Origin of the sequence: Azospirillum himalayense (assembly GCF_042657465.1) — a bacterium.
GTDB lineage: Bacteria > Pseudomonadota > Alphaproteobacteria > Azospirillales > Azospirillaceae > Azospirillum > Azospirillum himalayense.
The window spans coordinates 25,569-46,781 of the sequence record NZ_JBHSLC010000023.1; the positions used below are offsets into that span (position 1 = coordinate 25,569).

Here is a 21,213-nt window from a genome sequence, read left to right on the forward strand (position 1 = left end):
CAGGCGAATTAGCCCGGCCACGCCGGGGGAACCCCTGAATCGGCTTGCCCTATCCTATGGCTCCGACCATATAGGTACGCCCGTGGGGCGCCGGTGTGCAGAATAGGGGGTGGGCGTCCGCCCCGCGGCGCGGCACTGTTCGAGAGCCGGCAAAGCCCCCTTGAGACCGCCAGCCCCAACCAGTTCCTTGAATCCCCAGGCCGATCTCTCAGGGGGCGGCGACGGAAGAAGACCAGTCCATGAGCAACGACGAGACCACCCCCCGCCAACCGGGCACCGCCCCAGGGACTGCTGACGAGTTCGACCGCCGCGACGCGCTGCGCGCCATCGCCGCGGTGGTGCGCGGCGACGGGATCGAGGTGGACGCCGACAGCACCCCGGCCCGCTGGTCGGTCGCCGTCGTGCATGAGGTGGTCGTTCCCGGAACCGACCGGAAGCTGAAGCTGCGGTTCCGCGTGGCGCTCGGCCCGCTGCCCGACATCGAGGCGGACCTCTGGGGCCTGATGACCGCGGAGGAGGGCTTCGGTCGTCCTCAGGCGAAGGCGCTGGGCAAGCGGGTCAAGGCCGCCTGCCTGTCCTCCGCCGCCATCGAGAAGGCGCGCGGGCGGGTCGATGGCTGGTTCGCTTCCATGGCCCAGCGCGCCAACGGCTTCGGCGAGGCGTGGCGGCCCAAGGGCTTCGCCGACGAGCTGGGCCGGGTGATCGGCTTCGGCGGGCGCATCCCGCGCCTGCAGACGCTGCTGGACGCGCTGGAGGAAGCCTTCTCCACCGCCGCCGCCCGCGCCGGCTTGAAGGTCCGTCGGGAGCGGCTGGAGAACGCCTCCGGTCTCGGCGTCTATCTCGACAGCTTCGCCACGGCCCGCGCCATGGTGCGCAAGCTGCGGCTGTTCGTCGGTCCGACCAACTCCGGCAAGACCCACGCCGCGATGGACCGGCTGGCCGAGGCGCAAAGCGGCTGCTACCTCGCCCCGCTGCGCCTGCTGGCCTTGGAAGGGCAGGAGGCGCTGGAGACGCGCGGCCGCCCGTGCAGTCTGGTGACCGGCGAGGAGCGCGATGTGCGGCCCGGCGCCTCCTTCACCTCTTCGACCATCGAGATGGTCAACACCTCGAAGGTCTGGGGCGCCTGCGTCATCGACGAGATCCAGATGATCGGCGACCCCGACCGCGGCTGGGCCTGGACCCAGGCGGTGGCCGGCGTGGCCGCTCCGGAGATCCTGATGACCGGCTCCGCCGACGCCATCCCCTACGTTCAGCGCCTCGCCACCGCGCTGGGGGAGGAGCTGGAAGTCGTGGAGTTCACCCGCAAGTCGCCGCTGCGCGTGCAGGAGGAGCGGGTGCCGCTCGAGAATGTCCGCCGTGGCGACGCGGTGATCGCCTTCTCGCGCAAGGACGTGATGGGGCTGCGGCGCGAGCTGCTGGCCCGCGACCACACGGTGGCGGTGATCTACGGCGCCCTGTCGCCGGAGGTGCGGCGGGCCGAGGCGCGGCGTTTCCGCGACGGCACGGCGGACGTGCTGGTGGCGACCGACGCCATCGGCATGGGGCTGAACCTGCCGGTCGCCCGCGTCGTCCTGTCGACCACCCGCAAGTACGACGGGCGGGAGGAGCGCGAGCTGAATTCCTCCGAAATCCGCCAGATCGGCGGGCGGGCCGGGCGTTTCGGCATGCACGAGGAGGGCCGCGTCGCGGTGCTGGAGGGGGAGAACATCAACCCGGTGCGCCGGGCGCTGACCACCCCGCCGGTCCCGCCCGAGGACCCGCGGGCCTGGATCAGCCCCAACCTGACCCACGTCGAGGCCATCGCGCGGGAGCTGGACACCGACAGCCTCGCCAAGGTGCTGCGCACGGCGGGGCAGGAGTTGCTGCGCGCCAACCAGACCTTCCGGATGACCGACCTGGAGCAGCGCATCCAGGCCGCCGCCGCGGTGGATCGGGCCAAGCTGCCGCTGGCGGTGCGCGACATGCTGGCGCGCTGCCCCATCGACGTGCGCGACCAGAACAACCTGCGTCTGCTGGCGCTGTGGGCGACCAACCAGGGCAAGGGGATACGCAATTCCGCCCCCGACGCCGCCGAGCGCTTCCACCACCGCGTCGGCACCGACGTGGAACTGGAGAAGGCGGAGCGCGCGGTGAAGGAGCTGACCGCCTACGCCTGGCTGGCCTACCGCTTTCCCGACGCCTATCCGGACATGGACCTGTGCCAGGAGCGCCGGGCCATGCTGAACGCCTTCATCGAGCGGACCCTGGCGGAACGCTCGCTGGCCCGCGCCTGCCCGGTCTGCGGCACGCGGCTGAAGGCGAACCACCGCTTCCGGGTCTGCGACAGCTGCTACGCCGGTCGGGTGGAAGAGCGGCAGGGTGAGCGGCGCGGGCGCCGTCCCGATGGGGCACGCGGCCCGGACAAGGGAGCGGCTCCGGCGGAGGGCGGCCACCCGCATTTCCACCACCCGCTGCCCGGCCGCAAGCGCGGCAAGGGCGGGGCGGGGCATCGCGGGCGACGCCCCGCGGGGGGATGAGTTCGTTCCCTCTCCCGCCCCGGGAGAGGGTGGCCCGAAGGGCCGGGTGAGGGTTATGCGAGGATCAGGGGCTGATCCTTGGCTGGACCCTCACCCTTCCCGCGCTTTGCGCGGGCCCCTTCCCTCTCCCGGGGCGGGAGAGGGAAAGTGTCGTCGTCACGCTGCCACGACGCCGCTTTGACCAGCGTCGTCCCGGCGGGTCCAGGTGATCTCCTCGGCCCCACCGTCCTCGGTCAGGAAATAGCGGCGCAGCGGGACCAGATCGGCGCCCAGCTCATAGACCAACGGGCGGCTGGTCGGGATCTCGAACAGCGGGATGTCCTGGTCGGGCACCTTGTCGAGATGCTTGACGAGGCCGCGCAGGCTGTTGCCGTGGGCCGACACCAGAACCCGCGCGCCCAGCCGGAGGGCCGGGCAGATGCCCTCCTCCCAGAAGGGGATCACCCGGTCCGTGGTGTCCTTCAGGCTTTCGCCGCGGGGCAGATTCGCGCGGCCGATGCCGGCGTAGCGCCGGTCCGACACCGCGGAGCACGGGTCCTCGGGCTCGACCGGCGGGGGCGGGACGTCCCAACTCCGCCGCCACAGGAAGACCTGGTCGGCGCCGTGGCGGGCCGCCGTTTCCGTCTTGTTCAATCCCTGGAGCGCGCCGTAATGGCGCTCGTTCAGGCGCCAGTGCTTGTGCACCGGCAGCCACATCCGGTCCATCTCGTCCAGCACGATGTCGAGCGTCTTGATCGCCCGCTTGAGGACGGAGGTGAAGGCCACGTCGAAATCGAACCCGGCCTGCTTCAGCAGGCCGGCGGCGTGGCGGGTCTCGGCCACCCCCTGTTCGGTCAGATCGACGTCGGTCCAGCCGGTGAACAGATCCGAGCGGTTCCAGACGCTCTGACCGTGCCGCAGCAGCACGAGCCGATGCATGGTTCCTCCTCCTGACGTGACGGTGTCTCCTTCCGGGAACCGCAGGCCGGGGGAAAGGGTTCCGGCCGGGGCGTCACGAACGGCGCGGGTTTATGTCAATTTGGAAACGCGCGAGACACATTCGGACAACAATGGCGGGGTAACCTGCGGAGCAAGCGAAATTATACGTCCGGCGCGTGCGCAGCCGGACTGCGACGCCGAGCCAACTTGCGTTCCGAGGCCGCCATGCAGCATCATGACCTCCTCTCCAGGACCGTTTCCACCGATCGGGACATCACCCTGGAGGCGCTTCGTGTGTTCACCTATCTGAGCCGGCGGCTCCATTTCGACCGTCCCGTGCCGGTGCTCCAGTCCGAATTGGCTGATGCGCTCGGCATGCAGCGGCCCAACGTCAACCGGGCCATCAAGCTGCTGGAAACCAAGCAGATTCTTCTGCGGGATTCCAAACTGGGGCGTGCGATCACGTTCCGGTTGAACCCGGAACTGGAGGGCGGCCGGGCCTGAAACTGGTCCGGAATGATTTTCGAAACGCGTCACCTTGTCTTCACGAACTCGGCCCTCAAGAAAGCCTTCGGCTGGTATCAAAAGGTGCCGAATCAAACCGATCTTCCCTTGGGGCTGATCGCCTCCGTCGTTCCGAAATCGGACGGAGGTGTGGTGGTCATGGTGCAGCAGGGGGCTGCGAAGGTGAGGGACGTCGCCTTCATGCCCAGCAAGACGCTCGGCATCCTCCTGCTTTTCTGCCGCCGTCAGAAAATTCCCATTCCGCGCGATGCCGACAAGGACATCTTCCCGTCCGACGATGGGATCATGCTGACGATCCGTGGCAGCTGCAGCACGACGGCTCCGCCGCCGTGACCTCGTCGGGTGTGGTCAGTCGATCCCACAGCCCGTGGGTCGGGCAACGGCCAGGGGAATGTCCGCCTCGGTGAAGCGGTAGCCGTGACCGGCGGCAAAGTCCACCAGATCGCCCAGCGTCAGCAGGCCGCGCGACGCCCGCCGCAGCGCCGCACGCAGGGCCGGATCGGCCTCGGTCGCGACCAGGAACCGGATGTAGTCGCCATGACACATGCCCAGACCTCCTGATGTCGTTGCGGCGTTGCAGACACAAGCAATGGCGCGACGCTGATAGTCAGCTGCCTTGATATCGTCTATTTGCCTAAAATTGTAGATAAAAATCAGAAGAGAACGGTGCGGCGTCCTGCCGCACCGTTCCTTGACGGCCTATCCGGACCCGGCGATCACTCGCCCGGCTGCTGCACCGTCTCGGCGGGGCTGGAGCCCGTCGCGATGCTGTCCGGCGTGATGGCCGCCACCGGTTCGCCCGGCCCGGAAGCGGCGCGCAGAGCCCGCGCAGCGGCCTTCAGCCCCATGTCGGAGCGGCGATCGGGCATCAGCTCGAACAGCAGCAGGGAGCGTCCGTTGACCGGGATCTCGTCACCGGTCCGGGCGGTGGCGACTTCCAGCCGGTCGGGCTCCGTGGTGTCCACCAGCGTCAGCCAGCGGCTGCCGCCGGCGACCTCCGGCAGCTTGAAGGGCACCACGTCGTGGTAGGCGTTGATGATCAGCAGCAGCGTGGCGTCCGACGCCACCTTCTTGATGCCGGTGGCCTGCGCCCGCCCGTCGAGCAGCATGCCCAGACAGCGCGCCATGGGGTCCTGCCACTGCTCGGTCGTCTTCTCCTCGCCGGCGGGGGTGATCCAGGTGAGGTCCTTCACCTCCAGATCGGGGTTGTAGGCACCGGTGAAGAAGCGCCCGCGGCGCAGCAGCGGATGGCTCTGCCGCAGCCCGATCAGGTGGCGGACGAAGTCGGTCAGCGCCCAGCCCTCGTCGCTGACGCCCTCCCAGTCGATCCAGCTGATCTCGTTGTCCTGGCAATAGGCGTTGTTGTTGCCGTTCTGGCTGCGGGCGAACTCATCGCCGGCCAGGATCATCGGCGTGCCCTGGGACAGCAGCAGCGTGGCCAGCAGGTTGCGCATCTGGCGGAAGCGCAGGGCGTTGATCTCCGGATCGTCGGTCGGCCCCTCCGCCCCATGGTTCCAGGAGATGTTGTGCGAATGGCCGTCGCGGTTGTCCTCGCCGTTGGCGTCGTTGTGCTTGTCGTTGTAGGAGACGAGATCGTGCAGCGTGAAGCCGTCATGGGCGGTGACGAAGTTGACGCTGGCCCAGGGCTTGCGCCCACGCCGGTTGAACACGTCCGCCGAGGCGGCCATCCGGGTCGCCAGCTCGGGCAGCTTGCCCTCGTCGCCCTTCCAGTAGGAGCGCACGGTGTCGCGGAACTTGTCGTTCCACTCCGCCCAGCCCGGCGGGAAGCCGCCGACCTGATAGCCGCCGGGGCCGCAGTCCCACGGCTCGGCGATCAGCTTGACGCGCGACAGCACCGGGTCCTGGCGGCAGGCGTCGAGGAAGCCGCCGCTGTGGTCGAAGCCGTAGGTTTCCCGCGCCAGGATGGTGGCGAGGTCGAAGCGGAAACCGTCCACATGCATCTCGGTCACCCAGTAGCGCAAGGAATCGGTGACCATCTGGAGAACGCGCGCATGCACGAGGTTCAGCGTGTTGCCCGTGCCGGTGTCGTTGATGTAGTAGCGCGGGTCCGGCGCCAGCCGGTAGTAGGAGGCGTTGTCGATGCCCTTGAAGGACAGCGTCGGCCCCATCTCGTTGCCTTCGGCGGTGTGGTTGTAGACGACGTCGAGGATCACCTCGATCCCGGCGTCGTGCAGGCGGGCGACCATCTCCTTGAACTCGTGGATCGCGCCGGTCGCCATGTAGCGCGGGTCGGGCGCGAAGAAGGAGATGCTGTTGTAGCCCCAGTAGTTGCGCAGCCCCTTTTCCAGCAGGTAGCGGTCATCCACGAAGGCATGGACCGGCAGAAGCTCCACCGCCGTGACGCCCAGCGAGCGGATGTACTCCACCACCTCCTGCTGGGCGAGGCCGGCGAAGGTGCCGCGGTACTGCGGGGGCACCGCCGGGTGCCGCATGGTGTAGCCGCGCACGTGGGTTTCGTAGAAGATCGACTTCTCCCAGGGGATCGCCGGGTGGCGGTCGTGGCCCCAGGTGAAGGCCGGGTCGATCACCACGCATTTCGGCATGCCGGGGGCGCTGTCGCGCCGGTCGAAGGACAGGTCGCCGCGCGGCGAGCCGACGCGGTAGCCGAAATGCGCGTCCGACCAGCGCAGCGGCCCGACCATATGCTTGGCATAGGGGTCGAGCAGCAGTTTGTTCGGGTTGAAGCGGTGGCCCGCCTTGGGCTCGTAGGGCCCGTGCACGCGGTAGCCGTAGACGGTGCCGGGCCGGGCGTCCGGCAGATAGCCGTGCCACACCTCGTCGGTGTATTCGGGCAGCTCGATCCGTTCCAGCTCGCGGCGTCCTTCCTGGTCGAACAGGCACAGCTCCACCTTGGTGGCGTTGGCGGAAAACAGCGCGAAGTTGACGCCCAGCCCGTCCCATGTGGCGCCGAGAGGGTAGGGAAGACCTTCCCGGATGCGGGACTGGCGGAAGACCTTAGGAGCGAACGGCGGCTTCTTCACGGTTGAACCTCGTGTGGGCGCGTTGCGGCATGAAGCAGCACAGGAACGCGCAGACCGTCCCGGTGATCCCGTCATCGGCACAATTTCCGATGAATGCCGAAGCCTCAACTCCTGGCCGAAGCAATTCGTGATCCCTCACCCAAAGAGTGGGTCCGGTATGAGCATGGTCATAGTCGTCATGGCGAGTCGCGCCGATAACTATCGCATGCTATCATCGGTTCCGGACAATAAAGGCAAATAAACTTCTGGGAGGTGTCCGGGAGCTTTTCGACAAGAGGCTGAGGAAACGGGTGTAACGCAAATGACAACTTTCGCCTTTCCATGCCGTTGCCGGGTCTTCGAATGTGAAGACGTGGAAGGATCAATGAAGGGCGAAGCCGGCGGCCATTCCTCTGCGACCTTCCCGACACAGGCGCGCTTTGCTGTCCGGCGATCCGCGGACCATTGAAACCGCTTCCCACCCATCGATCATCGCCTCAGGCACAGGCTTCGCCGGTGACCCATGGCATCGTGCATCCGGCGGACCGGCGACGCCGTCTCCGCTCCGCCTCACCAAGACGCCCCCACCCATGATCCGGCTCTCGGTCAACGCCCTGCTGAACTTCCACCCGAAGGCCATCCTGGCAGCCATCGTCCTCGTGATGACGCTGCTCGGCGGTGTGGCCTGGGGTGCGCTGTCGCTGGTCGATTACGTCAGCACGCTCGACCGCGCCGAACACGGCACACGGCAGGCCGCGGCCTTCCTCGAAGGGCACGCCGACGCGGTGCTGGACGGCGCCGCCGCCGCCCTGGCGCGGGTGGCCGATCGCCTGGAGGAGGGCGGCATCGCGTCGCTTCCCGACCACGCTCTTGGTGAAGCGCTGGCGGCGTCGCGGTTCGGCGCGCTGTCCATCCTGGACGCCGGCGGCCGGACGGTGTTCGGCCCATCCATCCATCCCGACGGCGGCACCTCCGGACTGTTCCAGGGGGCGGATGGCGCTCTTGAACTTTTGCACGGACAGGTGGACGGGCTTGATTCCATCCTGATGGTCCGCCGCATCCTGGGGCGCGAAGGCATCCTGGAGGGGGTGGTCCTGCTGGCGCTTCCCTCCTCCACCCTGCACACGGTGCTCGACGTCTTCGGCGACGGGCGGCACAGCGTCGCCGGACTGTTCCGCTTGGACGGCACGCGGTTGGCCGGAATCGGTGGCGCCGTGGTCGGTCCGCTGCCGACGCTGGAGCCGGGAGAGGAGAGCGGCGAGAGCGATTGGACCGTTGGCGGAGACGGCGTCGTCATCGGCCTGAAGCGGATGCGCGACTTCCCGGCGGTGGCGGCGGTCGCCCTGCCGCGCAACGTCGTTCTGGAGCCGTGGAGCAGCCGCCTGCAGCACGGCTTCATGATGGTCGGCGTCAGCGTCGTCGCGCTGTTCGGGCTGGCCGCGCTCGGCTGGGCCAGCCTGCGGCGCGAGGCGGCGGCCCGTGACGCCTTGCGCGATGCCAACGCCCGGCTGGAGCAGCGGGTGGAGGAGCGCACCGCCGACTTGCGCTCCCTCAACCAGAAGCTGGTCCGCGCCTTGGCCGAGAAGGAGCGCGCCAATCAGGCCAAGGCCCGCTTCCTGTCGGCGGCCAACCACGACCTGCGCCAGCCCTTCCAGGCGCTGCGCCTGTTCCACCATCTGCTGATGGAGCGGCTGAAGGAGACGCGCGAGCGGTCCATCGCCGAGAAGATGGGCGAGGCGCTGGACAGTGGGGAGAAGCTGCTGCACGCGCTGCTGGAGGTCGCCACGCTCGACGCCGGGGTGGTCCGCCCGAACATCGCCGAGGTGCCGGTCGCCACGGTGCTGGACAGCGCGGCGGCGGAGTTCCGTGGGCTGGCGGCGGACAAGAAACTGGATTTGCGGGTGCGCGGCTGCCCCGCCATGGTGCGCACCGACGCCACCCTGCTGACGCGGATGCTCGGCGACCTGCTGCGCAACGCCATCGCCTACACCCCGGCGGGCGGCGTCGTGGTCGGTTGCCGGCGGCGCGGACAATGGTTGCGCATCGAGGTGTGGGACAGCGGCTCCGGCATCGCGGCGGAGCATCTGGACGCCATCTTCGAGGACTTCGTGCAGTTGGGCAACCCGGAGCGCGACCGTCGCCGCGGCCTGGGTTTGGGGCTTCCCAAGGTGCGCCGCAAGGCCGCGCTGCTGGGCCACGCGGTGGAGGTCCGCTCGCGCCCCGGCCGGGGCTCCGTCTTCTCGATCATGGTTCCGCTGGCGGCCAGCGAATCGCGGACGGACGCGGCGGCTCCGGCCCCCGCCGGACGGGCGGAGGATACTGACACCCGCCTGATCCTGGTCGTGGAGGACGACCCGGTGCAGAGCGCAGGGATGCAGCTTCTCCTGGAAAGCTGGGGGCATGACGTTCTGGTGGCGGCGGACGGTCCGGCGGCGCTGGCGACGCTGCGCGCGGCGCCGCGCTGTCCGGACGTGATCCTGTCCGACTTCCGCCTGCCGGGACCGCTGACCGGCGCCGAGACGGTCACCCGCGCGGCAGAGCAGGAGGGGCGACCCATCCCCGGCATCATCCTGACCGGCGACACCGCCCCCGAACGAATCCGCGAGGCGGTGGCCGTCGGTTGCCGCCTGCTGCACAAGCCCGTCACCCCCGACGTGCTGCGCGACGCGCTGAACGCTCTGGGCACGGAGCGCCAGCCGGTCCGCCACAGCCAATCGTCCGCGGCATGACGGACGGGGCTTTCCGCGACAGGAAAAGCCTCCTATAGAGAGTCGCATTAATCTTTCGTGAAGGCCGCAAAGGGTACTCTGAAACCGTGATCGGAGGCGAACACGGCCATGCAGCAGCGTCCTCTCACCCGTCTGGATCAGGTCCAGCTCGACGCGGTGGTGCGCCGGCACGAGATGTTCCGGAACGCCCGCATCGGCGGGGCGCGGGCGACGCTGTCCTTTTTCGACCTGAGCGGGCTGGACCTCATGGGGCGTGACCTCGCTCACGCCGACTTCGTCGGAGCCAGCCTGCGCGGCGCCAATCTGGCCGGGGCGCGGCTGGACTGCGCGTCGATGTTCGCCACCGACCTGCGTCTGACCAACCTGGAGAACGCCAGCCTCATCAAGACCGACCTGCGCGGCGCCTGCCTGCGCGGGGCCATCCTGATCGGCGCCAACCTGTTCGAGGCCGACCTGCGCGACGGTTCGCTGGCGGAAAAGGACCGCGACGGCAGCCTGCGCGTCATCCGGGTGGAGGGCCAGCCGACGGAAGCGTCGGGGGCCGACCTGTCGGGCGCCAACCTGACGAACGCCCGGCTGTCCGGGGCCATGGCGATTCACACCGACTTCACCGACGCGCTGATGCGCGGATGCAAGCTGGTGCGCGCCACCATGCGCGGGGCCAACTTCACCGGATCGAACCTGGAGGGGGCGGACCTGTCGGGGGCGGACCTGCGCGGCGCCTGCCTGCGCGGCGCGGTGCTGACCGGCGCCACCATGGTCATGACGGAGCTGGCCGACGCCGACCTGGAGGACGCCCTGACCGACGATCCGGTGGGCCGCGTCGTCGCCGAACTCGGGCGTCCCCTGGACGAGCTTCTGCACGAGCACATCCGCTGGGTCGGCTCCAGCGGGGCGGAGGGAACGGCGCTCGACCTGTCGGGCTTCGACCTGCGGCACGCCCCGTCGCTGGCCCACACCTGCCTGACCATGCTGCGGGCGGTCGGGGCGACGCTGTACGGGCTGGACCTGACCAGTGTGCAGCTTCAGGCCGCGGTGCTGGAGAAGGGCGACCTGCGTCTGGCCAAGCTGATCAGCGGCGACCTGCGCGGCGTGAACCTGCGGCTCGCCAAGCTGAACAACGCCGACCTGCGCAAGGCCAACCTGCGCCCGCTCTATTTCGATGAGAAGCGGTCGATGGCCTCCGACCTGTCGGGCGCGCGGCTGCGCTACGCCGACTTGCGCGGCGCCTGCCTGCGCGAGGTGAATTTCGCGGGCGCCGACCTGTCCTTCGCCAATCTGGCCGGCTGCGACCTGACCAAGACGGACCTGACCAACGCCCGCATGTTCGGGGCGAAGCTGGACCGGCGCTCGCTGTCCGACGGCGCCATTCTCGACGGTGTGGCGGGGCTCAAGCTTTAGGGCTATATCTGTTGCGGATTTCCTGCGGGAGTGCGATCCCATGTCCGGGCGCGTCGGTGCGGTTTGCGGTGGCGTGGTCTTCAGTGGCGTTGTGTTCGGTTTGGCGCTGGCGGTCGGGCTGACGGCCCTGTCCGCTCCGGCGCAGGCGCGGTCGTCGGTGTTCCTGTCCTTCGGGGGGCCGGTCTATCCCGACCATCCGCCGCCCTACCGGCATTTCCACGGCTATCCGCCGCCGATCTACAGGCACCCGGTCTATGGGCCGCCGCTCTATGTGGTGCCGGCCCCGCCGCCGGTCGTCTATGTGCAGCCGGCGCCCGTTCCGGCCCCGTCGCCCACGGTGGTCTTCACCGAGCCCGCGCCGGCCCCCATCGCCGCCACCCCGACCGGTCCGGCCTACACGGCGCGCAACGGCCAGCTCTGCCGCGAGTACCAGACGACGGTGATGGTCGGCGGTCTGGCGCAGCCCGGTTACGGCACCGCCTGTCGTCAGCCGGACGGAAGCTGGCGGGTGGTCAACTGACCGGCGGGCGCGGCCGTCGAAGGCGTCGTCAGACCGAGCCGCCCGACGTGCCGATGGTGGCGCTGCCCTTCTCGTGCCCGTCCGGGTCCATCGCATCGGCGTAAGGCTTGCCGTCCGGCGTGGTCGTCTTGGGGTGGCGACCTTCCTTTTCGGCCTGAAGCCGTTCGGAGATGCCGGTCGGTGCGTCGTCGGCGCGGCGCGGGTCGGCGTTCGGCGCGGGGCTGCCCGCGCTGCTGGGGTCGCCCGGGATCTGCAGGCCCCGCGGGTTGATCGGCTGGTTGGAACGGTCCTGTGCCATGGCGTCTGTCCTTTGCTGGAAAGGCGAATCCAACCGGTCCGGCTGGGCGGAGTTCCCCAAACCCCCGTCCGGCACAACCGTTCTGCGCCGCACTATGCCTCCTAAGACCGTGACGGCGGCGCGGAATGTGGTATATCCGGGCAGCGGTTCAGCCCGAGGAGAGTTCTTTGCCCGCCGATACCCGTGCTCTTGGCGCGCCGGCGCCCAGCGCGTTGGCCGATGAGTCGTCGACTGTGCCGGCCGGTCAGCCGCTGGTTCTGGCCCTGCCCAAGGGACGCATCCTGAAGGAGCTGCGCCCGTTGCTCGCCCACGCCGGCATCGAGCCGGAAGCGGCGTTCGACGACGCGGACAGCCGGCTCCTGCGTTTTGCGACCAACATCCCGAATCTCAGCATCATCCGCGTCCGGTCCTTCGACGTGGCGACCTTCGTCGCCTTCGGCGCCGCCCATCTGGGCGTGGCCGGCAACGACGTGCTGATGGAATTCGACTACCCGGAAATCTACGCGCCGCTCGACCTCGGCATCGGCAAGTGCCGCCTGTCGGTCGCCGAACCGGTCGAACTGGGGGAGAGCGACGATCCGTCGCGTTGGAGTCATGTCCGCGTCGCGACCAAATACCCGGAGGTCACCAGGAAGCATTTCGCGGCGCGCGGGGTGCAGGCGGAGTGCGTGAAACTGAACGGCGCGATGGAACTTGCCCCGACCCTCGGCCTGTGCCGCCGCATCGTCGATCTGGTGTCCACCGGTTCGACGCTGAAGGCGAACGGGCTGGTGGAGATCGAGCACATCGCCGACGTCACTTCCCGCCTCATCGTCAACCGGGCCGCCTTCAAGACGCGGCCCGAGGAAATCTCCGGCTGGATCGACCGCTTCCGGGAGGCTGTGAATGCCCGTCAGGCTTGATGCCCAGGACCCCCGCTTCGCCGAAGGTTTTGAGGGCCTTCTCCACGCCAAGCGCGAAACCAGCGAGGACGTGCAGGTCCTGGTCGCCGGCGTCATCGACGACGTGCGCAAGCGCGGCGACGCGGCGCTGATCGATTACACCGCCCGCTGGGACCGCCAAACGCTGACCCCCGCCACGCTGCGCATCTCCCAGGAGGAGGTGGACGCGGCGGTCGGGCAGTGCGGCGACGACCTGCTGCGCGCGCTCGACACCGCGGCGGAGCGCATCGAGAGCTTCCACCGGCTCCAGGTGCCGGAGACGACCGACTACCGCGACGCCCAGGGCGTGCGGCTGGGCGCCCGCTGGACGGCGGTCGGGGCCGCCGGCCTCTATGTGCCGGGCGGCACGGCGTCCTACCCCAGCTCCGTCCTGATGAACGCTCTGCCGGCCAAGGTCGCCGGGGTCGAGCGCATCGTCATGGTGGTGCCGACTCCGGACGGGGCGATCAACCCGCTGGTCCTGGCCGCCGCCAAGCGCTGCGGAATCACCGAGATCTACCGCATCGGCGGCGCCCAGGCTGTGGCCGCTCTGGCCTACGGCACAGAGACCATCGCGCCGGTGGACAAGATCGTCGGCCCCGGCAACGCCTTCGTCGCCGCCGCAAAGCGGCTGGTCTACGGCACGGTCGGCATCGACAGCATCGCCGGCCCGTCGGAGATCCTGGTGGTTGCCGACAACCGGAACGACCCGGCCTGGATCGCCATGGACCTGCTGTCCCAGGCGGAGCACGACACCTCGGCCCAGTCGATCCTGATCACCGACGACACGGCTTTCGCCGACGCGGTGGCGGCGGCGGTGGACAAGCACCTGGAGACGCTGCCGCGCGCCGCTATCGCCGGGGAGAGCTGGCGGGAGCACGGCGCCATCATCGTGGTGCGCGACCTGCTGGCCGAGTCGCCGGCCCTGATCGACCGGCTGGCGCCGGAGCATCTGGAACTGGCGGTCGAGGACCCCGACGCGCTGGCCGCAAAGGTGCGCAACGCCGGGGCCATCTTCCTCGGCCGCTACACGCCGGAAGCCATCGGTGACTACGTCGCCGGTCCGAACCACGTCCTGCCGACGGCGCGCTCCGCCCGCTTCTCGTCGGGCCTGAACGTGCTGGATTTCATGAAGCGGACGACCTTTGTCGCCTGTGACGCGGACAGCGTGAAGGCGATCGGCCCGGCGGCGGTGACGCTGGCCCGGTCGGAGGGTCTGGACGCGCACGCGCTGTCGGTGGCGCTGCGTCTGCCGGGGGGAGATCAGGGGTGAGCACGAAGGGCAACCGCCGCATCGTCCATGTGACGCTCGACGAGAAGACCGTGATCCGGCGCAAGCCGGAGGTGGAGCACGAGCGCGCGGTTGCCATCTTCGACCTGCTCGAAGACAACGAGTTCTTCCCCTGCGATCACGCGGATTCCGGCCCCTACCACCTGCATCTGTCGATCGAGGACAACCGGCTGGTCTTCGACGTCCGGCGCGACGACGACAGCGCGCTGGACAAGATCACCCTGCCGGTGACCGGCTTCCGCTCCATCGTCCGGGACTATTTCCTGATCTGCGAAAGCTACTATCAGGCGATCAAGCGCTCCACACCCTCGCAGATCGAGGCGATCGACATGGGTCGCCGCGGCCTGCACAACGAAGGATCGGAAATGCTGCGCGAACGGCTGGCCGGAAAGGTCGAGATGGATCTCCAGACGGCGCGTCGGCTGTTCACGCTGATCTGCGTCCTCCACATCCGCGGCTGACGGGGTCGGGCGGCGCATGGCCCCGGTGCTGCAACCGCTCCCCGTGACGAGCGTGTTGTTCGCCTGCACCTACAACATGATCCGCTCCCCGATGGCGGCGGCGATCATGCGGCATTTCCATGGCACGCGCGTCTATGTCGATTCGGTCGGCGTGCGCGAGGGGGACGAGGTCGATCCCTTCGCCGTGGCGGTGATGGAGGAGCTGGGCATCGACCTGTCCCGCCACCGCTGCCGCAGCTTCGAGGATCTGGAGGACACGAATTTCGACCTGATCGTGTCGCTGTCGCCGGAGGCGCAGCACCGCGCCATCGAGATGACCCGCACGATGGCCTGCGACGTGGAGTTCTGGAACACCTTCGACCCCACGCTGGTGGATGGCAACCGCGAGGCCATGCTGGACGCCTACCGCAAGGTGCGCGACGGGCTGCTGGGCAAAATCAAGGAGCGCTTTCCGTTGTCCCGCGGTCCGACGGTGTGATCTTCCGCGGGTTCGGCGGCGACATTCGGGGAAGTGCTTTTTCAAGGCTGGGTTGAAGTGCTATTGAGATGAATCATCGAATGACGTGCTTTTCTCCCCCTAGACTCTAGCGGCCCCTGAGAGGTTCACCGCCTGATGCCCGCCGGTTTGCCGTCCCGCCTGTTTCGTGCCGCCGGCCTGCGGAGTCTCCGGCTGCGCCTGATGGGCGTTGTTCTGGCGTCCCTGGCCCTGCCGCTGGCCGGGGCGCTGTACTTCTTCGACCAGCAGCTCGACCAGCGTCTGAGCAGCGCTCGGGAACTGGCGCGGCACCTGACCGAGGATGGGGTGGAGCGCCAGCGCGACCTGATCGGCGAAGCGCGGAACCTGTTGGGGGTTCTGGCCCTGGTGCCGGCGGTTCGCGACGCCGCCCACGGCAACACCGACGCCTGCGTCGCCACGCTGGCGCCGATGCCGCGCCAGCACCGTTGGACGACCGGCGTGTGGGTGACCGATCCGAACGGCCTTCTGATCTGCGACACGACCGGCCCCGGTTCCGGGATGAGCCTGCGCGAACGCGAGTATTTCCAGCGGGCGCTGGACACCAAGTCCTTCGTGCTGAGCGAAGTGGTGATCGGCAAGCGCTCAGGGAAGCCGCTGATCCTCGCGGTGCAGCCGGTGCTGGTGAACGGAGAGATCGAGCGGGTGCTGGGAGTCGCCATCGATCTGGCTTGGCTGACCGATCTCGTGAAGGTGACGAAGCAGGACGACGCGCGCATCCTGGTGCTGGACCGTCACGGCGTGGTGATCGCGCGCCAGCCCGATCCGGAAGGCTGGGTCGGACGCAGCATGGCGGATTTTCTGCACATCCGGCGCATGCTGGCCGAGGGCAGCGGCGCGTTCGAGGGCGAAAGCGCCGACGGGCTGAACCGCATCTGGGCCTTTCGCCACTCCCCGGAAACCAACACCGTCTTCGCCGTGGGCATGCCGACCGGGCCGATCGTGGCGGACGCCCAGCGCGACTTGCTGCGTGGGCTGGTCCTGCTCGGCATCGCCGGGCTGCTCAGCGTGGCGGCGCTCTGGTCGCTGCTCCACGCCTCGGTCCTGCGATGGATGCGCGTTCTCAGCCAGGCGGCGACCCGGATCGGCGCCGGCGACGTCGGGACCGTGGTGGAGGCCCGCGGCGCGCCCGACGAGATCCGGCTGGTGGCCAACGCCTTCAACGACATGTCGGGCCGGCTGAAGCGGCGCGAGCAGGAACTGCGCGCCGCCATGGAGGAGGCCCGCGCCGGCAGCCGCGCCAAGGAGGACTTCCTGGCGACCATGAGCCACGAGATCCGCACGCCGATGAACGGCGTGATCGGGTTCGCCGACATGCTCCTGGAAACGCCGCTCACCGCGGAGCAGCGGCGCTACGCCTCCCAGGTGCGGGAAGCCGGGCGCTCCTTGTTGACCGTCATCAACGACGTGCTGGACCTGTCGAAGCTGGAGGCGGGCAAGCTCGATCTGGTCTGCGTGCCGTTCCGGCTGGACGATCTGGCCGACCGCTGCCAGGCCATCGTGCGGCTGGCCGCCGAGCAGAAGGGGCTGGAGATCCACACCTCCGTCTCCGCGGCGGCGCGCGGCTATGTGATGGGCGATCCCGACCGGGTGCGCCAGATCCTGCTGAACCTGCTCGGCAACGCGGTGAAATTCACCGACACCGGCAGCGTCCGCCTGACCGTCAAGGCCATGGGCGACGAGTCGGGGCCTCGCCGCTACACCTTCACCGTCAGCGACACCGGCATCGGCGTGCCCGAGGATCGCCAGCGCGAACTGTTCCAGCGCTTCAGCCAACTGGACCGCGGACGCGGCGGCACCGGGCTGGGGCTGGCCATCTGCCGCCGTCTGGTGGAACTGATGGGGGGCGAGATCGGCGTGGAGAGCCGCCCCGGCCTCGGCAGCACCTTCTGGTTCAGCCTGCCGCTGAAGCCCGCCAGCGCCCCGGAACGGGACGACCATGACGGGGGCGCCCTCCACGATCACCAGCCGTCCAGCCGTGGCGCGCGAATTCTGCTGGCCGAGGATCTGGCGATGAACCGCGATCTGGTCGTCGCCATGCTGACCCGGGCGGGTCATCATGTGGATGCGGTTCCCGACGGCGCCGCCGCCGTGACCGCGGTGCAGGAGCGCGCCTACGACCTCGTCCTGATGGATGTGCAGATGCCGGTGATGGACGGGCTGGAGGCGACGCGGCGCATCAGGGCGCTTCCAGGCGCGCTGGGCCGCATCCCGATCCTGGCGCTGTCGGCGGGCGTGCTGGCCGTGGAGGTGGAGCGCTGCCGGCAGGCCGGGATGGACGATCATCTGGCCAAACCCCTGGAGAAAAACAAGCTTCTGGCCGCTGTCGATCATTGGAACGGCGAGGGGCGGCGGACCGCCGTCGACGCCGACCCCATCCGGATGGCCGACACACCGGGTGATTGAGAGCGCAACGCTGACTCCGGCAATGATTAAGAAAAATTAAGGCTTTTGTGCTAAAGCTGCGACGAAGGGTTCCGCGAGAGCGGTTCCGGTCTGACGGTTCCGGTGTTCCATGAAGGTCGCGCTGCCTCCACTCGCCCCGCTCCCCGAGCGCAAGCCGGATGTTTCCGCGTCGCCGTCCTCCACGGGCAACGCGTCGGCCGGGTCGTTCCAAAGCGCGCTGGCCGACGTTCAGCCGGTCGTTCGCGGGCGGCTGACCAACGGGCAGAAGGCGCCGCCCCTGCCGGCGACGAAGCCGGAGGCACCGATCCAGCTCGCTGACGGGACCCGAGTTCCATTTCCCGCCCGCAAGCCCGAAGCCTCCGCAATGACGGCCGTGCCGTCGGGCACCGGGACGACGGTGATCGGCGCCGCCCTGGCGAACAGCCCCGCCGCCGGGCAGGTGGTTCTGGCGGCCCAGCAGGTCGCCGGCCTGTCGGGCCACAGCTTCACCGCCATCCTCGCCCAGGCGACGCAGGAAAGCGGGCTGGACCCGGCGGCCCGCAACCGCTCCAGTTCCGCCGCCGGACCGTTCCAGTTCCTGGAGCGCACGTGGCTCGACCTGTTCCGCCGCCATGGCGCCGCCTACGGCCAGGGGGAACTGGCGAGCGCGATCCAGAGCCGCAACGGCATCCCCTCGGTCAAGGATCCGGCGGTGCGCCGCCAGATCCTGGCGTTGCGCCACGATGTCGACCTCTCCGCCGGGATGGCCGCGCGCTACCTGTCCGAGGGCCGCGACCGGCTGGAGGAGCGGCTGAAGCGCCCGGTGTCGGAGACCGAGAGCCGCATCGCCTATGTGCTGGGCGTCGGCGGAGCGGCCAAGCTGATCCGTGCCGCCGAGTCGTCGCCCAGGGCCGCGGCGGCGGAGCTTCTGCCCACTGCGGCGCGGAGCAACCGGGGTCTGTTCTACGACCGCGCCTCGGGCCGGACGCTGACCGCGTCGGAAGCCGTCGCGCGGCTGACGCGCCGTATGGACACCGACCAGAAAGAGATGTTCGAGCGCATCGCGCAGGCCGCGGAACCCCGCCTCCGGCTCGACGGCGGCCCGTCGCCGCTCAGTTCTTTCCAGTCGGCGGCGCTTGGCGGCACCGCGGGCATGGACGCGGGCGGCGCGGGGGAGTATGAAAACGGCGACGGAAACCCGCTTGGCTGAACCGCCGGCTGTTTGCGTCCCATCTGGAAGGCTTTGGCCAACCCCCACGCCGGAGGCTCACCGCCCCCGGTGGAATCCCCCTTGACCGGGCGGCTTCGGGAGGTCAGTTATTGCCTCGAAACTGTTACGGACTTAAGGGGCTATGGCTAAGGAAGATCTGATCGAGTTCTCCGGAACCGTCGTCGAGCTGCTGCCGAACGCGATGTTCCGTGTGAAGCTCGACAACGAGCATGAAGTGCTGGCGCACACCTCCGGCAAGATGCGCAAGAACCGCATCCGCGTGCTGGCCGGTGACCGCGTCAACGTCGAGATGACGCCCTACGACCTGACCAAGGGCCGGATCACGTTCCGGTTCAAGTGATTGAACCGGTTTCCCGTGTTGAACCGGTTTCCACCGTCGGCCATCCTCCCCGCGTTATGAGCACCGAAACCACCCACCGGCTCGTGCTGGCGTCCGCCTCGCCCCGCCGGCTCGACCTGTTGCGCCAGATCGGCGTGGTGCCCGACGCGGTCGACCCCGCAGACATCGACGAATCGCCCCTGCCGCGGGAGCTTCCGCCCCAGCACGCGCTGCGTCTGGCCGGCGAGAAGGCCGCCGCCGTGGCCGCGCGCCACCCCGGTGCCTTCGTGCTGGCCGCCGATACGGTGGTCGCCTGCGGCCGCCGCATCCTGCCCAAGGCGGAGGAGGAGAAGCAGGCCCGCGCCTGCCTCGACCTGCTGTCCGGGCGGCGGCACCGGGTGTTCGGCGGGGTCGTGCTTCTGTCACCCGCGGGGGCGGGGCCGGCGGCGGAGGGGGAAGCGTTGCGCCGGTCGGAACGGCTGGTGCGCACCGACGTGACCTTCAAGTCACTGTCCCACGAGGAGACCGAATCCTACATCGCTTCCGGCGAATGGCAGGGCAAGGCCGGCGGCTACGCGATCCAGGGCCGTGCGGCCGCCCATGTCCGCTGGATCGGCGGCTCCTACAGCAACGTGGTCGGGCTGCCCCTGTTCGAGGTGGCGGCGCTGCTGCGCGGCGCGGGGTTCCCGCTGCCGTGAGCGGCCCGGCGGGCGGGACCGGATCGGACATCCTCATCGACCGCGCCGGTCCGCTGACGCGGGCCGCCGTGCTGACCGGCGGCCGGCTGACCGACCTCTACATCGACCATGCCGAGCGTCCCTCCCTGCTGGGGCATGTGTTCCTTGGCCGGGTGGAGCGCATCGCGACGGGGCTGGACGGCGCCTTCGTCGATCTCGGCACCGGCAAGTCGGGCCTGCTCTCCGCGCTGGACGCCCGCGGGCCGAAGGGGCGCCCGAAGGCCAAGGGCGAGCGGATCGGCAACCTGCTGCGCACCGGCCAGACCGTGCTGGTGCAGGTGAAGGCCGACGCCACCGGGTCCAAGGGACCGTCCCTGACCATGGACATCACCCTGCCGGGCCGCTTCCTGGTGCACGCGCCGCTGGGACGCGACGTGGCGGTGTCGAAGCGGCTGGGCAGCGGGCCGGAGCGCACCGAACTGGCCCGCCGCATCCAGGAGATCGCCCCCGGCGCCGGCTGGATCGTCCGGGCGGGCGCCGTCACGGCGCCGGACGGGCTGCTGGTCGCGGAGTCGGACGCGCTGCACTTGGCGTGGCGGTCCATCCGCGACGCGGCGGAGCGGGGCGGCGGACCTGCATTGCTGCTGACCGGTCCCGATGCGCCGCGCCGTGCCCTGATCGAGCATGGGGCGGCCGCTCCGTCGCGGATCATCGTGGACGACGTGGCCCTGGCCCGCGACCTCGCCGACTGGTGCGCCGATCGCGCGCCGGACCTGGAGGAGCGGGTGGAGCCCTTCGACGCCCGGCTCCTCGCCGTGCCGTCCGATAGCCGTCAACGGCTGTTCGACCTGCGCGACCTCGACGCTGAGATTGACACGCTGCTCGGCACGCGGGTGCCGCTGTCCGGCGGCGGGTCGCTGGTCATCGAGCGGACCGAGGCGATGACCGTTGTCGACGTCAACGCGGGGGAGCGCGGCAACCCGCTGGACGTCAATCTGGAGGCGGCGGCGGAGATCGCCCGGCAGCTGCGCCTGCGCAACGCCGGGGGGATCGTCGTCGTCGATTTCGTCAACATGCGCAACCGGGGCGACGCCGAACGGCTGCTGAACGCCCTGTCCCGCGCGGTGGAGGACGACCCGGCGCAGACCCAGGTCTATGGCCTGTCCAAGCTGGGCCTGGTTGAGATGACCCGCGCCCGGCGCGGCACGGCCCTGGCCGAATTGCTGGGAACCGTCCGCCTGGACTCCAACCGCACCGGCGCGGCTGAGGATTGAGCGATGAACGACAACCAAAAGCCCACAGGCCAAAAGCCTTCTGAGAAAGCCTGCCCGATCTGCGGCCGTCCGGCCGTGGAGGAGACCAAGCCCTTCTGCTCCAAGCGCTGCGCCGACGTGGATTTGTCGCGTTGGCTGGGGGGCGTCTACCGCATCGAAAGCCCCGACCGCCCGGACGCCGAGGAGGCGGACGAGCGGGAGTGACGGGGCGGCGGATTTCTGCATTTTAGGGCTGGACAGGCCCGGCGAATTT

20 protein-coding genes are annotated in these 21,213 nt (G+C 69.3%); 16 read left to right on the plus strand and 4 right to left on the minus strand.

Annotation, left to right across the window (positions count from 1 at the left end; genetic code table 11):
- Window positions 1–239: 239 nt before the first annotated feature.
- Window positions 240–2,516, plus strand: coding sequence for a helicase-related protein (locus ACFPMG_RS14170; protein WP_376995737.1), 2,277 nt, complete (start codon window positions 240–242; stop codon window positions 2,514–2,516).
- 156 nt (window positions 2,517–2,672) lie between these two features.
- Here the strand turns inward: ACFPMG_RS14170 and gpmA are convergent, their stop codons facing one another.
- On the minus strand, window positions 2,673–3,434 hold the full coding sequence (gpmA, locus tag ACFPMG_RS14175) for a 2,3-diphosphoglycerate-dependent phosphoglycerate mutase (protein ID WP_376995738.1): 762 nt from the start codon (window positions 3,432–3,434) through the stop codon (window positions 2,673–2,675).
- A gap of 225 nt (window positions 3,435–3,659) precedes the next feature.
- Here gpmA and ACFPMG_RS14180 point away from each other — a divergent pair, with 225 nt between their 5' ends.
- Entirely contained in the window at window positions 3,660–3,938 is a 279-nt protein-coding gene (locus ACFPMG_RS14180; RefSeq protein ID WP_236778250.1) for a MarR family transcriptional regulator, read from the plus strand.
- Between the two features lie 12 nt (window positions 3,939–3,950).
- Complete coding sequence (locus tag ACFPMG_RS14185) at window positions 3,951–4,292, plus strand: hypothetical protein (RefSeq protein WP_035678243.1); 342 nt, start codon at window positions 3,951–3,953, stop codon at window positions 4,290–4,292.
- Between the two features lie 15 nt (window positions 4,293–4,307).
- On the opposite strand, the gene ACFPMG_RS14190 is transcribed toward ACFPMG_RS14185, so the two are convergent.
- The gene (locus tag ACFPMG_RS14190) at window positions 4,308–4,505 is read right to left on the minus strand and encodes a Nif11-like leader peptide family natural product precursor (protein ID WP_376995740.1); all 198 of its coding nucleotides are present in this window, start codon (window positions 4,503–4,505) and stop codon (window positions 4,308–4,310) included.
- A 170-nt stretch (window positions 4,506–4,675) separates the two neighbouring features.
- Window positions 4,676–6,961, minus strand: a complete 2,286-nt coding sequence (gene glgX, locus ACFPMG_RS14195) for a glycogen debranching protein GlgX (RefSeq protein ID WP_376995741.1) — start codon at window positions 6,959–6,961, stop codon at window positions 4,676–4,678.
- Window positions 6,962–7,530: 569 nt separating this feature from the next.
- Here glgX and ACFPMG_RS14200 point away from each other — a divergent pair.
- From ACFPMG_RS14200 to ACFPMG_RS14210, 3 genes are all read left to right on the plus strand, one after another.
- Window positions 7,531–9,669, plus strand: coding sequence for a hybrid sensor histidine kinase/response regulator (locus ACFPMG_RS14200; protein WP_376995742.1), 2,139 nt, complete (start codon window positions 7,531–7,533; stop codon window positions 9,667–9,669).
- 108 nt (window positions 9,670–9,777) lie between these two features.
- On the plus strand, window positions 9,778–11,070 hold the full coding sequence (locus ACFPMG_RS14205) for a pentapeptide repeat-containing protein (RefSeq protein ID WP_376995743.1): 1,293 nt from the start codon (window positions 9,778–9,780) through the stop codon (window positions 11,068–11,070).
- A gap of 40 nt (window positions 11,071–11,110) precedes the next feature.
- Window positions 11,111–11,590 (plus strand): hypothetical protein, encoded by a 480-nt coding sequence (locus ACFPMG_RS14210; protein ID WP_376995744.1) that lies wholly within the window; start codon window positions 11,111–11,113, stop codon window positions 11,588–11,590.
- Between the two features lie 28 nt (window positions 11,591–11,618).
- On the opposite strand, the gene ACFPMG_RS14215 is transcribed toward ACFPMG_RS14210, so the two are convergent.
- Entirely contained in the window at window positions 11,619–11,888 is a 270-nt protein-coding gene (locus ACFPMG_RS14215) for a hypothetical protein (RefSeq protein WP_376995746.1), read from the minus strand.
- A gap of 167 nt (window positions 11,889–12,055) precedes the next feature.
- Here ACFPMG_RS14215 and hisG point away from each other — a divergent pair, with 167 nt between their 5' ends.
- From hisG to yacG, 10 genes are all read left to right on the plus strand, one after another.
- Window positions 12,056–12,790 (plus strand): ATP phosphoribosyltransferase, encoded by a 735-nt coding sequence (hisG, locus tag ACFPMG_RS14220; RefSeq protein WP_247877033.1) that lies wholly within the window; start codon window positions 12,056–12,058, stop codon window positions 12,788–12,790.
- A complete protein-coding gene (gene hisD, locus ACFPMG_RS14225) occupies window positions 12,774–14,081 on the plus strand; it encodes a histidinol dehydrogenase (RefSeq protein WP_376995748.1) in 1,308 nt (435 codons plus the stop codon). The genes hisG and hisD overlap by 17 nt, the downstream gene beginning before the upstream one ends.
- Window positions 14,078–14,560 (plus strand): UPF0262 family protein, encoded by a 483-nt coding sequence (locus ACFPMG_RS14230; RefSeq protein ID WP_376995749.1) that lies wholly within the window; start codon window positions 14,078–14,080, stop codon window positions 14,558–14,560. The genes hisD and ACFPMG_RS14230 overlap by 4 nt, the downstream gene beginning before the upstream one ends.
- Window positions 14,561–14,576: 16 nt before the next feature.
- Window positions 14,577–15,038, plus strand: coding sequence for an arsenate-mycothiol transferase ArsC (locus ACFPMG_RS14235; RefSeq protein WP_376995750.1), 462 nt, complete (start codon window positions 14,577–14,579; stop codon window positions 15,036–15,038).
- 135 nt (window positions 15,039–15,173) lie between these two features.
- Window positions 15,174–17,480: a hybrid sensor histidine kinase/response regulator gene (locus ACFPMG_RS14240; protein ID WP_376995751.1), complete on the plus strand. Its 2,307-nt coding sequence runs from the start codon at window positions 15,174–15,176 to the stop codon at window positions 17,478–17,480.
- Window positions 17,481–17,589: 109 nt separating this feature from the next.
- Window positions 17,590–18,669: a lysozyme family protein gene (locus ACFPMG_RS14245; protein ID WP_376995752.1), complete on the plus strand. Its 1,080-nt coding sequence runs from the start codon at window positions 17,590–17,592 to the stop codon at window positions 18,667–18,669.
- A 142-nt stretch (window positions 18,670–18,811) separates the two neighbouring features.
- The gene (gene infA, locus ACFPMG_RS14250; RefSeq protein WP_014198195.1) at window positions 18,812–19,030 is read left to right on the plus strand and encodes a translation initiation factor IF-1; all 219 of its coding nucleotides are present in this window, start codon (window positions 18,812–18,814) and stop codon (window positions 19,028–19,030) included.
- 56 nt (window positions 19,031–19,086) lie between these two features.
- Complete coding sequence (locus tag ACFPMG_RS14255; protein WP_376995753.1) at window positions 19,087–19,707, plus strand: Maf family protein; 621 nt, start codon at window positions 19,087–19,089, stop codon at window positions 19,705–19,707.
- Window positions 19,704–20,960 (plus strand): ribonuclease E/G, encoded by a 1,257-nt coding sequence (locus tag ACFPMG_RS14260; RefSeq protein WP_376995754.1) that lies wholly within the window; start codon window positions 19,704–19,706, stop codon window positions 20,958–20,960. The genes ACFPMG_RS14255 and ACFPMG_RS14260 overlap by 4 nt, the downstream gene beginning before the upstream one ends.
- A gap of 3 nt (window positions 20,961–20,963) precedes the next feature.
- Window positions 20,964–21,164, plus strand: a complete 201-nt coding sequence (gene yacG / locus ACFPMG_RS14265) for a DNA gyrase inhibitor YacG (RefSeq protein ID WP_376995755.1) — start codon at window positions 20,964–20,966, stop codon at window positions 21,162–21,164.
- Window positions 21,165–21,213 lie beyond the last annotated feature (49 nt).

Coding starts and splice junctions, on each gene's coding strand:
- ACFPMG_RS14190 (WP_376995740.1), bottom strand. CDS start 4,505: ATGTGTCATGGCGACTACATCCGGTTCCTGGTCGCGACCGAGGCCGAT.
- ACFPMG_RS14215 (WP_376995746.1), bottom strand. CDS start 11,888: ATGGCACAGGACCGTTCCAACCAGCCGATCAACCCGCGGGGCCTGCAG.
- ACFPMG_RS14185 (WP_035678243.1), top strand. CDS start 3,951: ATGATTTTCGAAACGCGTCACCTTGTCTTCACGAACTCGGCCCTCAAG.
- hisD (WP_376995748.1), top strand. CDS start 12,774: ATGCCCGTCAGGCTTGATGCCCAGGACCCCCGCTTCGCCGAAGGTTTT.
- ACFPMG_RS14170 (WP_376995737.1), top strand. CDS start 240: ATGAGCAACGACGAGACCACCCCCCGCCAACCGGGCACCGCCCCAGGG.
- ACFPMG_RS14210 (WP_376995744.1), top strand. CDS start 11,111: ATGTCCGGGCGCGTCGGTGCGGTTTGCGGTGGCGTGGTCTTCAGTGGC.
- ACFPMG_RS14245 (WP_376995752.1), top strand. CDS start 17,590: ATGAAGGTCGCGCTGCCTCCACTCGCCCCGCTCCCCGAGCGCAAGCCG.
- ACFPMG_RS14235 (WP_376995750.1), top strand. CDS start 14,577: ATGGCCCCGGTGCTGCAACCGCTCCCCGTGACGAGCGTGTTGTTCGCC.
- infA (WP_014198195.1), top strand. CDS start 18,812: ATGGCTAAGGAAGATCTGATCGAGTTCTCCGGAACCGTCGTCGAGCTG.
- ACFPMG_RS14255 (WP_376995753.1), top strand. CDS start 19,087: ATGAGCACCGAAACCACCCACCGGCTCGTGCTGGCGTCCGCCTCGCCC.
- ACFPMG_RS14180 (WP_236778250.1), top strand. CDS start 3,660: ATGCAGCATCATGACCTCCTCTCCAGGACCGTTTCCACCGATCGGGAC.
- yacG (WP_376995755.1), top strand. CDS start 20,964: ATGAACGACAACCAAAAGCCCACAGGCCAAAAGCCTTCTGAGAAAGCC.
- ACFPMG_RS14205 (WP_376995743.1), top strand. CDS start 9,778: ATGCAGCAGCGTCCTCTCACCCGTCTGGATCAGGTCCAGCTCGACGCG.
- gpmA (WP_376995738.1), bottom strand. CDS start 3,434: ATGCATCGGCTCGTGCTGCTGCGGCACGGTCAGAGCGTCTGGAACCGC.
- ACFPMG_RS14200 (WP_376995742.1), top strand. CDS start 7,531: ATGATCCGGCTCTCGGTCAACGCCCTGCTGAACTTCCACCCGAAGGCC.
- ACFPMG_RS14240 (WP_376995751.1), top strand. CDS start 15,174: ATGCCCGCCGGTTTGCCGTCCCGCCTGTTTCGTGCCGCCGGCCTGCGG.